Annotated in this window: 15 protein-coding genes; 7 read left to right on the forward strand and 8 right to left on the reverse strand. The window is 46.5% G+C overall.

Going from position 1 to position 15533, the window contains the following annotated elements; all coding sequences use genetic code 11:
• The first annotated feature begins 3 nt into the window (after positions 1–3).
• A complete protein-coding gene (locus ABEA66_RS12665; protein WP_345587802.1) occupies positions 4–471 on the forward strand; it encodes a hypothetical protein in 468 nt (155 codons plus the stop codon).
• Between the two features lie 245 nt (positions 472–716).
• Here ABEA66_RS12665 and ABEA66_RS12670 read toward each other — a convergent pair whose 3' ends face one another.
• Both ABEA66_RS12670 and spoVB read right to left on the reverse strand, forming a co-directional pair.
• Positions 717–1244 (reverse strand): ATP-binding protein, encoded by a 528-nt coding sequence (locus ABEA66_RS12670; protein WP_345587803.1) that lies wholly within the window; start codon positions 1242–1244, stop codon positions 717–719.
• Between the two features lie 199 nt (positions 1245–1443).
• On the reverse strand, positions 1444–3006 hold the full coding sequence (gene spoVB, locus ABEA66_RS12675) for a stage V sporulation protein B (protein ID WP_345587804.1): 1563 nt from the start codon (positions 3004–3006) through the stop codon (positions 1444–1446).
• A 61-nt stretch (positions 3007–3067) separates the two neighbouring features.
• On the opposite strand from spoVB, the gene ABEA66_RS12680 reads away from it, so the two are divergent.
• A complete protein-coding gene (locus ABEA66_RS12680; RefSeq protein WP_345587805.1) occupies positions 3068–3436 on the forward strand; it encodes a CPBP family intramembrane glutamic endopeptidase in 369 nt (122 codons plus the stop codon).
• Here the strand turns inward: ABEA66_RS12680 and ABEA66_RS12685 are convergent, their stop codons facing one another.
• Positions 3437–4087 carry a Type 1 glutamine amidotransferase-like domain-containing protein gene (locus tag ABEA66_RS12685; RefSeq protein ID WP_345587806.1) on the reverse strand — a complete coding sequence of 217 codons (651 nt, stop codon included), beginning with the start codon at positions 4085–4087 and terminating at the stop codon, positions 3437–3439.
• Complete coding sequence (locus ABEA66_RS12690) at positions 4041–4607, reverse strand: DUF6886 family protein (protein ID WP_345587807.1); 567 nt, start codon at positions 4605–4607, stop codon at positions 4041–4043. Before ABEA66_RS12690 ends, ABEA66_RS12685 begins: the two co-directional genes overlap by 47 nt.
• Before the next feature lie 209 nt (positions 4608–4816).
• Here ABEA66_RS12690 and ABEA66_RS12695 point away from each other — a divergent pair, with 209 nt between their 5' ends.
• Positions 4817–5863, forward strand: coding sequence for a ParB/RepB/Spo0J family partition protein (locus ABEA66_RS12695; protein WP_345587808.1), 1047 nt, complete (start codon positions 4817–4819; stop codon positions 5861–5863).
• A gap of 71 nt (positions 5864–5934) precedes the next feature.
• On the opposite strand, the gene ABEA66_RS12700 is transcribed toward ABEA66_RS12695, so the two are convergent.
• The gene (locus tag ABEA66_RS12700) at positions 5935–7647 is read right to left on the reverse strand and encodes a fibronectin type III domain-containing protein (RefSeq protein ID WP_345587809.1); all 1713 of its coding nucleotides are present in this window, start codon (positions 7645–7647) and stop codon (positions 5935–5937) included.
• A gap of 301 nt (positions 7648–7948) precedes the next feature.
• Between ABEA66_RS12700 and ABEA66_RS12705 the strand changes: the two genes are divergently transcribed.
• Positions 7949–9682: a hypothetical protein gene (locus tag ABEA66_RS12705; protein WP_345587810.1), complete on the forward strand. Its 1734-nt coding sequence runs from the start codon at positions 7949–7951 to the stop codon at positions 9680–9682.
• A gap of 116 nt (positions 9683–9798) precedes the next feature.
• Entirely contained in the window at positions 9799–10272 is a 474-nt protein-coding gene (gene greA / locus ABEA66_RS12710) for a transcription elongation factor GreA (RefSeq protein ID WP_345587811.1), read from the forward strand.
• Positions 10273–10326: 54 nt separating this feature from the next.
• Here the strand turns inward: greA and ABEA66_RS12715 are convergent, their stop codons facing one another.
• Together ABEA66_RS12715 and ABEA66_RS12720 are read right to left on the reverse strand one after the other, a co-directional pair.
• Complete coding sequence (locus ABEA66_RS12715) at positions 10327–11349, reverse strand: phosphotransferase enzyme family protein (RefSeq protein ID WP_345587812.1); 1023 nt, start codon at positions 11347–11349, stop codon at positions 10327–10329.
• Between the two features lie 317 nt (positions 11350–11666).
• Positions 11667–12248 (reverse strand): GNAT family N-acetyltransferase, encoded by a 582-nt coding sequence (locus tag ABEA66_RS12720; protein WP_345587813.1) that lies wholly within the window; start codon positions 12246–12248, stop codon positions 11667–11669.
• Between the two features lie 179 nt (positions 12249–12427).
• Here ABEA66_RS12720 and ABEA66_RS12725 point away from each other — a divergent pair, with 179 nt between their 5' ends.
• Positions 12428–14068, forward strand: a complete 1641-nt coding sequence (locus ABEA66_RS12725; protein WP_345587814.1) for an RNA polymerase sigma factor — start codon at positions 12428–12430, stop codon at positions 14066–14068.
• Positions 14069–14141: 73 nt separating this feature from the next.
• On the opposite strand, the gene ABEA66_RS12730 is transcribed toward ABEA66_RS12725, so the two are convergent.
• On the reverse strand, positions 14142–14333 hold the full coding sequence (locus tag ABEA66_RS12730; protein WP_079910873.1) for a hypothetical protein: 192 nt from the start codon (positions 14331–14333) through the stop codon (positions 14142–14144).
• 152 nt (positions 14334–14485) lie between these two features.
• Here ABEA66_RS12730 and ABEA66_RS12735 point away from each other — a divergent pair, with 152 nt between their 5' ends.
• On the forward strand, positions 14486–15496 hold the full coding sequence (locus ABEA66_RS12735) for an aldose 1-epimerase (RefSeq protein WP_345587815.1): 1011 nt from the start codon (positions 14486–14488) through the stop codon (positions 15494–15496).
• The last annotated feature ends 37 nt before the right edge of the window (positions 15497–15533 follow it).

The following is a 15533-nucleotide window of genomic DNA, read 5'->3' on the forward strand; positions in this document are numbered from 1 at the left end:
GCTTTGGCAGGTATATATCGTCTCTGTGCCGCCAGTTTGCTTATAACGTTTACCGGATTTTATATGGTAGAGCATTTATTTACGATACGGCCAGAGCGGATATCCGGCAACGGAAACCTTGGACTGCTCGTCATTATGATGCTATTTCCCTTTCTAGTAGTCAGTTTAGTTCTTACCTTTGCATCAGCAAGAAGGATAGGGAAAACCACCCCTCTCCGTCTCAAATTCATCCTGCCGATTACGGTCACTGTCATTGCCATATTGCTTGGCTGCATCCTCTGTAACGTCGTGGAGCTCATCCATGCACTTGGAGGGACGCCCGACAATCCGAAATCGAGAATCTACCGCTATGGTTGGTTTAATCAGTATACGAACAGCTTCTATTTCAATACGTATACTTTTTTACTCGTTCATACATTAAGCTGCTCTGCCGGACTGCTGTCGGTTATTGGAAAACGTGAAGATCTTTGATGTTATCTCTGGACAGGAAGACCAATCAGCAACTAGACGAGGCTTGCCCCGTATGCCTTGGGTTTCTTTCAAAAATTATAAAAGGGTAGCCTGTTTTTTATAAAATCAAAGTTAGACTTTTTCATAATCGCCCTCCTTCTATCAAAACTCCTAATAACATATTCCTTATCACCCTCCAATTCCCTTCCATTTCCAATCACAACTGCCCATTAATGAAAAAAGCTGCCGAAGCAGCTTCCTATCTACTAACTCCTGGAAGAATGAACTTGCACCTTTAAACCGGGATACCCCTGCGTCAATTCAAGAGCCCCATTTTCCAGTCGGTTCCTGTCAAAAGGTTGATTGAACCGGTCGGCTTGCACCTCCAGCGTGACACTTGTTCCCGTTTCCTTCGTCGAACCAATAGGGATTACACCTGATTGCGGAATACCATCCATATAATCCTGCCTGTAGATGGTTCCCTCTCTGCGAATTTCAACAAATAATCTGTGGGACAAGGCATTGACGGCGGCGGCGCTAATTCCTGTATTACCGTTCGGCAAGCTGGTCGAGTTTAAGTCTGAACCTGCATTTCCGGTCAATACCGTTTGGACATTAAGCTCATCGCTTACAGGTATCCCTCTTCCGTTATCGGACAGGGTAACCATAGTCCCGCTATGCAGATAAATATCGACTTCTGTACAATATCCAGCCTGATGCTCCGAGATGCTGTTGTCCAGCAGCGCCCACACCAGCATGTGGGGATCGTACTGATTTCGGTTATCTTGAGTCACAAGAATCGCCTCCGGATTATTCATTTACGTAATTATTATATTACGTAATTCGATAATATCATTCGTCGATTATTTTGTAAATATATCCAAAATATAATAGCCCCACTAAGTGGGGCCAAGGCTTCAAAGCTTATTCGTGTTGAGTTTTTGCAGCAAAAAAAGAAACCCCGATCCTCTAAGGAATCGGGGATAATTTGAACTACAATTTCGTAAAAAAGCCTTTCACAGAACCGCTTCGATCCGTTAATTTTAAAGTATTCGTAGCCATAAGGGATAATAAGTACATCAGCAGCGAGGCGAGAATAGACCCGGTAACGACCCACGCAAGCGGATAGCCGGCATGGTTCATAAATACATAAACCGCTTGGCCCCCAATTGCCATAATCGTTAAGCAAAGGGCCGTTTTGAGGTAATGACGCACGTCCAGCGAAATGCCGATAAACGTAGATATCGACAAAAAGTTCAGCATGGTTATAATGCATATGCCGAAATTGATGCCGGTAGCAACGCCGTAAATCCCCCATTCCGAACCGAAAATATACATCGCTATCGCTTGAAGCAAGGTGCTCATGATGAAGTTCCACATGACGGTCTTCACTTTACCGATACCCAGCAGGACCGCGTGAAACGGCTCTTCAAAATAATGCAGCAGAAAAAATGGAGCCAACAGCTTCAGAAGATTCCCTGCTTCCGGGGCATGATACATAACCGTCGTTAACGGAATCGCCCACATATACAGTACCAGGGTGCAGGGGGCCCCAATCATGAAGGCAAGACGAATCGCTTGGTCGATCCGCTGATGAATCAGCTTGCGGTTATAGGTCGCATAAGCTTCACTAATGGAGGGCATTAGGGCTGCAGATAAGGAATGCATGATGAATGTAGGAAACATCAACAGCGGAAAAGCATACCCTGCCAGCAGTCCGTACTGCTTGGTCGCAAGCGCTGTACCCACCCCTGCCACGGCCAGGCTTTTGATAACTAATGCAGGCTTGATCGCTCTGTAAATCGAATGGATAAAGCCCTGTCCTGTCGTAGGAAGCCCGATATGTAACAGCTCATAGACGGTTTCCTTTTTACTTGGCATGGCATGAGAGGATTCCGGCTGATTCCTGCGGATTTTCTTTTTATGCAGGGAGTACATAATGATTAAGTAAATCAATCCCCCGCCCTCGCCAAGCACGGTACAGATTACAGCTCCGGCCGCGGCATATTCAATGCCATAAGGCAGCAGCATCTGGATAATCCCTACCAGCAGGGTAATATGGACGATATTTTCGATTACATCAGAGATCGCTATCGGCTTCATGTTCTGTTTGCCGCGAAAATATCCCTTCAGGACGGACGATATGGCTACGAGAGGAGTGATCGGAATAATCGCAAGCATCGCATAATAGGCCCGTTGATCAGCCAATATCCAGGAAGCGATGGGCTTGGCGCCAAAGACGCTGCCGAGCGTCAGTACCACACTTAGCGTTACCGTCAAGGTTAACGATACTTGCAAAATTCTTTTGATCTTCGCCTCATCATCCCGAGCCTCCGCCTCAGCAACCAGCTTGGAAATGGCGACAGGCAGCCCAAGACTGGTCAATGTGATCATCATTGGGACAAGCGGATGTGCCATCATCAATAAACCGATACCTTCCGGTCCTAAATAACGCGCTAAAATGATGCTGTTCAAAAAACCGAGTATTCGCGTAATGAATGCCGCCGCCGTGAGAATGAACGTACCCCGTACAAAAGAAGAGTCTTGTTTATCCATGTCGCCTTCCTCTCCATATCTCTATACTTAAAGTTATATATATTCGATAGGGAGAGCTTGTATGCGAACAAGCCGTCAGGAATGGCAATTAGGCTTGAACATAGGCGATACCTTGGGGCTGGTCATCGTTCTTACCTTAGTGAATCCTATTTTGGAGGAATGGTATTGGCGGGGTTTTCTATTGCATAAGCTGCATGCCAAGAAGAGCGCCCTTTGGATTTCCTCCTTATTTTACAGTCTGTATCATGGCATTGTACTTCTGCCTCTATTCGAACTTCCTTTATCACTGCTTTCCTGTATTCCCGTATTTGCCGCCGGTATGATCTGGGGCTGGATGTCCTCTAAATATCGCAGCTTGTGCGGCTCCATTCTTTCCCATGCTATGGCCGAAGCGGGTATTATGGTACTCTATTTCCAAATAGTTCTATGATTAGGACACCTCCGTAGAACGAATATAGCTTGCCGTGCCGTCCTGAATCACAAGCGCATCGCCATCCTCTATTCTGAGATAAGTCCTGCCCCGGCTTAGCTCCAGCTGCTGTAAGCTTTGTTCAAAATCCGGATTATCCGCAATAAACCGGTTATAATGTGGGACTACCGCACAATGGGTTAATCCGACCGCATCGTAATCCGTTAGCTCCTCCAAATCCATATTCTCGTAGCCGATGATGCGGTTCAGCTCGTTCACGTGCTCCAAGGTATCTGCAAGCACCATAGCGCCGGCACTGACGCCTATGATAAGTGTGCCCTGGTCCGCCAGTTGTCTTATGAGTCCCATCGCATTTCGACGCTTCATTTGCAGCAGGAGGTAGAACGGGTTTCCGCCGTTAAGATGAATAACATCATACTCCCGGAGGATCTGAGGATCGTCAAACTCAATATCTACGAGTTTGCAGCTGGATAGACCTAATTGCAGGAGGCGAGCCTGATCGTTTAAAGCAGTTTGACTTTGATGCTTTTTGGAGGATGCCGTCGTGACGATGCAGGATTTCAATTTAGATGGAGGAGATTCGAGTATGGACAGGATCTGCCTTTCAATGGCGCTGCTGCTGATTCCGTCTGAAGTTAATATAAGCTTCATGCTTCTCTCCTTTCTCCCCCTTGGCGTACTTCATGCGAATCATAGAAAAATTCACTGTCGATTGGAGAACTGCTTCACGTAACGGTATTAGTGATGGAGTGATTCTTAATTCAATCCCAGCCTTACCTATAGCGGTTAGTAAATCCCCTATAGGTTCCACAGAAACGGGAGTTACCTCCTGCAACGATGTATAATACCCGGCATTGGCGTCATACAGCTTGAAATCACGGTCATGAAAAGAGTATCGATAAAGCTTGGTGACTCGCATAGCTTCTAGCCAGTCTGTTTCTATGACCATCATCCGCGGTACCGACGTCTGTCCAAAGAACCGATGCTTATCCTCATCAGACGTGCCCGCACTCGCCCAAATACATACCCTGGGACAGTTTCTCGGAAAATAGTAATGAGCCGCGTGAAACCCATCTATTGTCCATACTTGGGCCGGCTCCTCCGGACGGTATTCTAATGTTCTCGGCACAAAGCTGCGGATGTCCGGTTCTTCGCTGAAATGATACAGCATTCCAGGCGTCCTCCTGTCGGTTTTCCTGAGAGTTTCAAAAAAATCATATGGTATTTTTCGGAAAAAGTATAGACTATTTGTTTATCTCTTGATAAAGTTAGATGTACTGTACTGCTAATCCCTTGCGAATGCTAACGTACACGCCCATTATAAACCGCCATGAGCTTTGGTGGTTTTTCTATATTATATGAAAGGACAAGATGACTTCGATGGACATCATTGAAATTCCGACTCATTTGATAGATGAAGATACGGATCAACCCAGATACCAATTCGATGAAGATGCGCTGCAGGAATTAATGAAAAGCATTGAGGAGCTGGGACTTCTTTCTCCCATTAAGGTCAGAAGCATTAAGGATGGCCGATATAAGATCATTTACGGCAACCGTCGCTACAAGGCGTGCAAAATGCTCGGCCGCCCCTCCATCCCGTGCATCGTCTCCGACATTACGGACGAAACGGAAATCTATTTGGAGCAAATTGCGGAAAACTTGACCAGGGAAGGGTTCTCTCCGATCGAAGAAGCGGAAGCCTTTCATAAGCTGCTTAACGATCCCAAATTCAGCAGCTCAACCAAATTTTTATCCAGCCGGCTTGGCAAACCGGAGGCCTACATAAAAAATAAATGCGAGCTGCTTAAATTCAGCAACGCCGTCAAAAAAATCATTGTCGCTGGCACCGAAATTAGAAAGGACCGGCTGACGGAAGATCAGCTTCTCCCCCTCAAGGATTTGCCTTTGGAGCATCGCGATTCCCTCGCTTTGATCGTAGCCCGGGATGAGATGCCGGTCAGCGACGTGAAGAAGATCGCCCGATTATTCAAGGATAAAACGATCTCGGCAAATACGAAGGACAAGCTTTTATACAAATCCGGCCATGAGCTGCTGGAAACCTGGTCGACATTCGAGGCGAATAAAGCGGAACGCGCCAAAAAGGCGGAGCCTAAAGCTCCGAAAGAAACCGTGAAAAAGGAAATACCGGTCATGTCCGAGCAGGAACCGATTGCAGCATCTCTAGCTCCATCGGCAACAGCTTCTCCCGCCAGAGCTCCTATTGAAGGCAAGCTTCAGCGTCTGCTGGATTTTCTTCCGGCCCATGCCCCGCAGTCTGCCGATCTTAAGAACCTTCAGGACGAAGACAAGGAGATTTTAACCCGTGATATGGAAAAACTGATCGAGCAGTTGGAACAGCAGCTGGCCGAATGGAAAAGCTTAAAGGACAGCGTGAAATCTGTTACGGAGCCTGTAACTTCCTAAGGAAATAGATTCTCTAATATAAAAAGAAGATGGAGACAATTGGTCCATCTTCTTTTTCTTCTAACAGCTTTTTAATTCTTTTTAACTATTTTATCAGCAACATACTGTATATCTATCTTATCAATAACCCCGTCGTTGTTTAAATCAAATAATGGATCATATAAAGGGTTGCCCATACGGACATCATTATAATGCGAAATGATAACAAGATCACTAAGATTGACTTGTCCATCTCGATTAAAATCAAGATCCCCGACATGTATACTGGAACTTACTGGATTCAATATTGTGAGTTGACCTTTCGAATCGGAGATTTGTGATTCTGAGGACAAGGATAAGGATCCATTGCCGTTGCGCAAAGCATTCAGCTTAACGGTCACCAGCTTAATATTTCCGTATTTACCCTGTACATTTCCTAACAATACTCCGGTTAGGTCGAACTGAGCTGCCCCTGGTTCATTTATTCCTACTATTGCATCAACATTTTCGGATCCAAACTCGGAATGAAGTTCAATTTGCTCTATTTCAAACATGTTTGGATCGTAATCTAATTTCAATAAAAATCCATATAAATCTACTGCATCTTTCACACCAATGTTTACATCAAACGTAGATCCTGCCTGAATAAATTCTCCGTTAGTCTCAAAATAAGCTTCTGGCGAAGTGGAAATTACATCAGGTACCTTATAAATAATTGCTAGACCATGGTTGGTTATATTTCCAGCATAATCCATAGCCTTTACCTCAAACCGAATAATGCTATTTGGAACTAGATTGTATATATTATACGACGTTATACTACTATCCAAAGTTGCGTAATGAGCACCATCACTATAAATCAAATACTGCTTTACACCGACATTATCATGAGCCGGATCCCAAGACAACTTTATACTGTTGTAGCTAGCTTCTGTAACCGTTAATTTTGCACCTGGGTTCCAGTAAGGCGGAGTCGTATCAAAGTATACTCCTGTCGTTACTGTCGTTGTTGGGTTGTTGATACTATTCCCCCACTCATTATTTGCCTCAACCATAAACCGATATGATCCGCCTTGAGAAAGACCATCAACATGATATTTATAAACATTACCACTAACCGTATCTATCCGGTTACCATCCTTATATATATTATAATGGTTAATTTCATATAAACTAACCGCATGCTGCCATTGAAGATCTGCACTCGTATAAGTTGAATTAGTTACGGTAAGTACATTGTCAGACGGCCACATAGGAACAGTTGCATCATAGTAAATAAAATAACGGCTTAGATCCTCATAACGGATATTTGCTGTCTCCTCTTTACTTGTAGTTGAATGTCTAATGGTATATTGGTTTCCATGATAGTCTTGCAAAGTAATGTAATCTAATATATATACTCCCTTACTATCAGCAGAGTCAAAGTGAATAGTACCTGAAAACTGGCCCTGGTCATTTCGAAAAAGGCTAAAGTTCTTATTATAGTAACGGTTGCTATTAATGGGTTTATATCCACCATATACATAAATTTGTTCAGACTCGTCATATACATCCGCTGTAATAGTCACGCTCTCATCTGCTTTTGCAGTGATACTGGAAATATTTAATGATTTTAGAGCAGGCGGTGTAACATCCGCTGCTATAGTAACTGGTTGATCCGGAGAGGCCTGATTCGAAGATAGCTGGAGCGAATTAAATGTAGGACGATCATTGTCACCCGCTTGTGCTTGGGCAAAGGAAGCAAATAGGAATAAAGATAAGAACATGATGAAAACTGCAATAAGACTTTTTGAATAACATTTCATTATACACAACACATCCCTTTTTAGTTTTGTTACTACTCACGCAGTTCTACCCGGGTAAACTTCATGAACCACGTTACATGGATAATAATTACAATTAAAATTGTACAGAACATATGTTCGTATGTCAATATATGAAATCTCTTACAATTTTCTAGTTTTTCATTCAAGTTGCTCTTCGCCCGGACATCAAGTATATTGAAATTGTTGGCAATTTTTCATGATTCATTTCAAAGATAATGACCGCTGGAACGGAACTTTATTAGCAGCCAGAAGATAAAGCGGCGTCCTGGAGGTAGATTCTATGATTGTTTTGAAAAGCAAACGTTGGCATGTACTCGTCCTGCTCATTTTTATCCTCTCCCTCACCGTTCTGAACAGCCCGGTAGGCCTTTCTGCCGGTAATGAAGCTGCGTCAGCGTGGGTAACCTACGGACCGGATGGAAAACTGGTTTATAAAAAAGATGAATCCGGTAACCGCATCATGGACTTTTCCACTGCTGGTTATATGGGAGGCGGCGTTGCAATCCCTGAAGTCCCTGTCGTCAAAACTATCCAGCCATCCGGCGGCGACGATACGACCGCCATTCAAAATGCGATCAACGAAGTGTCGGCCATGCCCTTCAAAGACGGATTCCGCGGGGCGCTTCTGCTTGGTCCGGGCACTTTTATCACAACCAAGCAAATCAATATTAAGACAAGCGGCGTCGTTGTTCGCGGCAGCGGGTCCGGTGATGGCGGGACCGTCATTCAAATGAACGGAACCCCTTTTCTGCTGTTCAACCTAGCTGGAACCGGCACCCATACACCTGGGGTAAGCACGAATATTGCGGACTCCTTTGTTCCTTCGGGAACCGATACCGTAACGGTCAGCAGCGCCTCCGGCTTCAAGGAAGGGGATAATGTGCTGATCAGCCGTACGGCCACCAAGGACTGGATTCATTTTATGGGAATGGATGCATTAGTCAGAGACGGGAAGGCACAGACCTGGATCGCTCCCGGCAGCAAAATGACAACAGACCGGGTTATCAAATCGATATCCGGCAATAAATTGACATTCGACGCCCCGTTGACCGACTCTTTTGACTCCAAATATTTGGGCAGCCCGGTAGGGACTGTCGCCAAATATACGTTTCCCGGCAGAATATCACAGGTTGGACTGGAAAATGTTAAAATCCAGGCTCCGGCTGCCGTGGAAAGATACAGGGCTGTCTATATGAACGCAATTAGCGACTCCTGGGTAAGGAATGTTATCATCCAAGACGGTACGGATAATTTTACGATCGATAAGGCCTCCAAACGGATTACGGTAGATAATGTGGCGGTGAATCATACGGTCTCCTCTACCGACTCGGCTGCGCCTGCAAGCTTTACATGCACGGGAACGCAAATATTGTTCAACAAGAGCCAGGCTAATGATTTTCAGAACAAAGGCAAAGGCTCCTGGGCGTTCGTCACGCAAAATCAAGGGACTGGCCCCATCGTCATTTTGAATTTTACGTCCACGGAGAAAAACGGAATAGCCCCCCATCAGCGATGGACGACGGGCATTCTGGTAGATAACAGCCGTTTTACCAATCCTGGCAATGATGCCGAGGGCATTGTATTTATGAATCGAACAACAGCAGGCTCCGGGCACGGCTGGCCTATGGGCTGGTCCGTTGCCTGGAATGTGGAGGCCCCGCAAATTCTCGTGTCCCAGGCTCCCGGAACAATGAACTGGTGCATCGGGTGTGTCGGGAAAAAGATGTCCTCCAAGGAGCCCGAGGGCCAGTATGATTCCTGGGGAGCCAAGGTCAATCCGGAGAGCTTGTACCTTGCGCAGCTGAAAGAACGACTTGGAGCGGAGGCACTGACGAATATTGGTTATTCAGCTGCGGTCGCTAAGGCGGCAGAAACAGATACGCCGGCAAAGCCTGCGGAAAATCCGTTAAAAGGACAGCTCTGGTGGATGTTATCCGGTCTTGGGTTTATCGCGGCTGTTATTGGATGGGCGATTTATTCCATATTCCGGAAGGATCATTCGCGTTCTGCATGAAAAAAAAGCCGTTGAGACGTCTTCGGGAAAAATTTCCGGTTTCATTTTCGCATCCTGAAGTGAAATAGTGTACAATGCAATAAAGAGAATCATTTAGAACAATAGGAGATGCTTGGATGGCACATGAAGAAATTATTTTAACACCAGACGGACTGGCCAAATTAGAGCAAGAGCTCGAGGAGCTCAAGACCGTAAAACGAAAAGAGCTTGCCAGCCGCATCAAAACCGCGATCAGCTATGGCGACCTGAAGGAAAATAGCGAGTACCATTCCGCCAAGGAAGAGCAGTCGCACATGGAAACAAGAATTCTCACCATAGAGAAGATGCTCAAAAGAGCGCGTGTTGTAGATAAAGTGGATACGTCCTCTGTCAATGTTGGTTCCGTTGTCGTCCTGCTGGACGTGGAGTTCTCCGAGAAAATCGAATACAAAATTGTAGGCCCGTCCGAAGCCGACGTTGCTGATAATAAAATATCCTACGAAAGTCCAATGGGTGCCGCGCTCATGGGCAAATCCGTAGGAGATACAATTATTGTCAATGCTCCTGTGGGTGACATCAAATACGAGCTGCTGGAGATTAGAGCTGAATAAGCCCGGAGGCTCCCGAACAAACATAAGAGGCATGCCCTTTCGCATGCCTCTTCCTTATTTCACCACGGTTCCTTCAGGCCCCAACCAGGTATCCAGCTGGTCCCAATGTTCGGTCAGCCAGAGCATTTCCTCGGCGAACCGTTTGGGCGGTACGCTGAACGTATCCATGTTCGTTTTGAGCCACCAATGCGCTTCCCGGCACCATAATAATTGCAAAGATAATGATAACCGTCCCGGAGGAAACGGACTTTCCTCTCGATAGCCCTTCAAGAACGCCGCCGTCGGCCCAATCTGAAGCTGACCGTCACGTAACGCGCCGGATAGGATCACTCTCGCAACATCGACCTCCGGATACCCCCATTGTACCGTATCGAAGTCGACCAAACGAATATCACCGTCTACTCCAATCAGTATATTGTCGACCCATAAATCCCAATGGGCCCAGCCCGGTACCAATGCATCAAATATCGATAGATCCAGCTGGTGCAATAACTCCCCCTGTCGTTCAAGAGCCCGCTTCAGCCGCATCGGCAAAGACGGCAGCTCCATGGATTGATCCATTTGTATTTGCCATTTCTCCTGCATAGTAGTGAGTACAGGTCTCCACGGGGCCCCCTGTTCCGGATACTGAGATAAGACGGCATGCATTCGCCCTGAAGCCTGTCCCAGCCGGTACATCATATTAGCGTCCAAACAGCCGGCACGGGGAGGGGTCCCATCAAAATGCTCCATCACGACATAAAAATAGCCCGAGTCCGATCGTATAATCATTTCCCCGCTATGCATCATTACATCAGGACATACATTGGCCCGGTCATGCAGCAAACGTTGGAAGGACAGGGATCTGGCGATGGATATTTTATGCTTGGGCTCGTCAAGCCGGTATCGTTTGGGGTGGTAGCATTTGACGAACAGCTTATTGTCTGGAGTGTTGACAATCCACTTCCAATTGGACAGCCCCCTATAAACAGCGTTATAGCCGCATACCTCGATATTCCATTCACGGCTCAAATGAGCGAATACATCCTCCCTGGCCAAGGATTCTTCTATTGCAAGTGCCTCTGTTGGATTCTTCAAAGCCATTCCCCTTCCGCGAGACTTCTTTTTGCAAGGACCATAAATGAAATTACTGTTCTGCTCATCAACATTCCCCAATAAATTCCATCTTTCAAGAAGTATTCGTTAAAGGAATTCCTAAATCCTTTATCAATCCCTTTACAAAAAAAGAGACCCGCATCAACGGGATGCGAGCCTTAAGGTTATATATATATTAAAAAGGGGGTCTTGAGTACATTATAGCCCACGAACATTAAATCCAGGTAAAAAACAGATTACAAAATGATTACAAAATTATACCATTCAACCGCACACTGCAAAGCTTCCTTTTCTCCTTATTATCTCAAGTAGCTCTCCAGCTTCAGCTTGATTTGAGGCCATTCTTCCTCCAATATGCTGTACACGCAAGTATCGCGTATATAACCATCGTTCAATATCCGGTTCCGCCGCAGCTCTCCCTCCTTAATTGCTCCCAGCCTTTGGATCGCTTGGTTGGACCGGGCGTTTCGCTTATCTGCACAAAATTGCACACGTACGGCGTGTAAATCCTCGAAGGCGTGCCTCAGCAGCAAATATTTGCACTCCGTGTTGATGCGCGTCCTCCATACGGACGGATGGTACCATGTCCAACCGATTTCCAGGCTGCGATGAACCGGGGCGATTTGGATATAACGGGTAGAGCCGGCGAGCCTTCCTGTTTCTTGATCCCGCACGACAAAGGGAAGCTCTCCCCCTTTTTCCTGTTCGGCCAAAGCCTTCTCTATCCATTTGCGTGTGTCCTCTATAGAGTTAATTTTCTCGGGAAGATAGGTCCAGATATCCGGATGCGCCGCGGCCGCAAACAATTCTTCGGCGTGGTCTCTGTTTAATGGAAGTAACTGGGCCCGAACTCCAGTAAGCTCTACTGATTGTACATTCATAGGAATCCCTGCTTTCGACGTTTACTTTTGCATAAGCCTCATATTAAGCTAGGTGGGACAAGGAAATAAAGTGCCAATTTCCCCTTTTTTTATTAGTCCACTGCATTTTTTCAAAATGGTTCCAACCCTTTTCGATATAGGGACACTATCTTAATGACCGGTCATAAAGGAGGTTAAGAATGAGCGCTCATTCGACCGAAACGACGTCGGATATCCTCCGGCAGTACGCCAAGCCCATATTCGGATTCGCCCTGAATCGAACGCACAATCGGGAGGAAGCCGAGGATTTGGCTCAAGACATTTTGCTCCAGCTTGTCAAATCTATTTCATCTGGCATCAAGATTGATCAGCTTGACTCCTACATTTGGACCGTTGCGAAATATACCTGGTTTCATTGGCTGAAAAAACGCAGCGGACAGCCGGTGAGCCTGGAAACGAACGGATTCTTGGATGAGCTATCCTGTTCCGGGCCGCAGCCGGTCGATCAGCTGATCAACAACGAGCACTATCAAATGCTGCGCCGTGAGCTCGCCTACCTGTCCGGCATACAGAGACAAGTTGTAGTCAAGTACTACTACGAAGGCCTCAAGCAGCAGGATATTGCCGTCTCCCTAGGCATTCCATTAGGAACGGTGAAGTGGCATCTCCATGATGCCAAGAAGGAAATCAAGAAGGGAATGAATCGCATGCGCCCAAGCGGACAGTTGAGCTTCAACCCCATTCAATTAGCAGGTACAGGTCACAGCGGTCAACCGGGTAAGCTGGGAGAAACCTATGACTTTTTGAAAAGAAGCTTGACCCAAAATATCGTTTACGCTATGTATCACAAGCCTATGAGCGTTCATGAGTTAGCCGTAGAGCTCGGCACGCCTGCCCATTTTATTGAGGATGAGGTACGTTATTTGGCGGAATACGGATTCGTGACGGAAGCCGGTTCGAACAAGTACAGAACCGATTTTATTATTTGGGATTACACACGGGAGCAGCTTCAAGCCATCCACAAGCTCTATAAAGCTAGTGCAGCGCAGCTCGCCGATCTCCACTATGAAGCATTGATGGATGTTCACAAGGATATCGAAGCAACTTCATTGTATTATCCCGATAGGGATTACGAATTTCTTCTATGGACCTTGCTGCCCAAGGATATAGAAAGGCAAGGCTCTTCCATTCTCTCCATGGCGCCGGAGGAAAACCTTAGCCTTCCCATTCGTAAAGACGGCGGACGATATATCGCATACGCTCAGTTGAAGCAAGAACCCTTAGAGGACCTCGGCTTCGAGCCCGGCAAATACGCCTTTAATGGTGCCATGACACGCAATGGGGGCGGGAGCTTATCCCTCTGGCAGTTTGATACGCACTGGAGTGACCGTCCGGGCTGGAGAAGTCTGACATTCAAGGATGCACAGCTATGTCATGCCTTTATGAAAGGAGAGCTTCCCGATAAGGAAGCCCATGAGGAGGATTATGCTTTTCTTCTCTCCAAGCAATATTTGCTTAAAACCGAAGACAAAGGATATAAGCTGAACTTGGTTTGGGTCGATGAGCCTCAAACCTGGCAAACGGTCCTCTCCCTGATCCCGGATCTGGCTTCCGCTTATACTCCGGTCGTTACTAAGCTGTATGAGCAGCTGCTGAATATAGCCATGTCCAGTCAGCCTAAGCATCTGAAAGCCCAGATCGCTTATATGATACGTCTGAATGCGGCTGGCGGCAAATGGATTCCTTATATGCTAAATGAGCTGATCGACCGTAATAAGCTGAACCCGCCGCTTCCGCATCAAAGGAAAACCGTCACAACATTAATGGGCTTGATGAAGTAGAATGGCCCTTCCATGTACGCAATAAATCACGCAAGCCGGTCCTCCTGGGAGTAACCGGCTTGTTGTCTGTCTGCTATTTCGTATCCGCTGAGGGATATTCCGCCTTTAATTCCTCCAACGTAAGAAACCTTGGTGTCTCAAAAACAAACTTGGCTGGAGCTTTATCCGTTTTATCCTTCACAATATGCCCATAAAACTTACCGTCTTTCACGAAAACAACCATCGTACGGCCTGGTTCATTGGCCAATGGATACTTTTCAACCATGGATTCGTCACCTCGATAAGGTAATTCGTGAGAATCAACGCCTATTCCTCTTTTTACCAAATGTTTGATTCTTTTTTAACTATATCCATTCTACTCCTCTGCTCCTTATGGTATTCTGGGAAGAGATTCTACATAGAAAACAGGAGGTAGTTATGGAACCAATACAATCCAAAGCTTATGAGGCGACATATCAGGGGGAGCGCGCAGTATTCTTGGCGTATGGTCCCTATGAAGCTATTATTTTACCCGAGATCGGCGGGAATTGCATTGCCTTTCGCGATACCGTAAACCAATACCGTTTTTTGCATGAGCCTGCACCGGAGGAAATGGCTGCTTTCAAGGAAAAACCGATCATTCACGGAATACCCGTCCTGTTTCCTCCGAACCGGTACGAGGACGGCAAATTTCCATGGAATGGCAAATGCTATGAGTTTCCTGTCAATGAACCGAGCACAGGCAATCATCTTCACGGATTTTTGCACAATATCCCTTGGGAAGTGGTGCAATTCCATGCAGATCCTTATGCAAGCCGAATCACCCTGGTACAGAAGGTTGATACGAACCATCCGGTCTATCGCTACTTCCCTCATGAATTTACGATCAAGCTCAGCTATACCGTGAACGAGTTGGGCCTGCACCAGCATATTCTCGTTCGTAACGACGGACAAGAGTCCATGCCTTGCCTGTTAGCATTCCATACCTCCATCAATGCGCCGTTCGCCGCCAACAGTCAGGCATCGGATTATCGCTTTACCCTGACCACCGGACGCCGCTGGGCTCTGAATGATCGCATGCTGCCAACCGGTCAATATCAGCCGTTGACGGCCGACGAAGAGCTTATGAGAACAACGGGGATCTCTCCTTTTTTTGAGGCGATGGACAACCATTACACGTCCCAGCCCCACAACGGGCGCAACCGGATGGAGCTGACCGATACCCGCAATCAAGTTACTCTTGTATATGATGTCGGTACGTCGTTCAAGCACTGGATGATTTGGAATAACAACGCGACGGAGGGCTTCTTCTGTCCGGAGCCGCAGATCAATCTCGTGAATGCTCCTTCGGTTTCCCTCCCATCCGAAGACATCGGCTTGATTTCCTTGAATCCAGGGGAGATTTGGGAGGAAACGGGACGTTTATACTGCATTCCGCAGCAAAAGTAAGGACAGGCTCTTCAAATAAAAGGCCTGTCCCGCACTT

This window comes from Paenibacillus vulneris (assembly GCF_039543185.1).
In the GTDB taxonomy this organism is placed as follows: Bacteria; Bacillota; Bacilli; order Paenibacillales; family NBRC-103111; genus Paenibacillus_S; species Paenibacillus_S vulneris.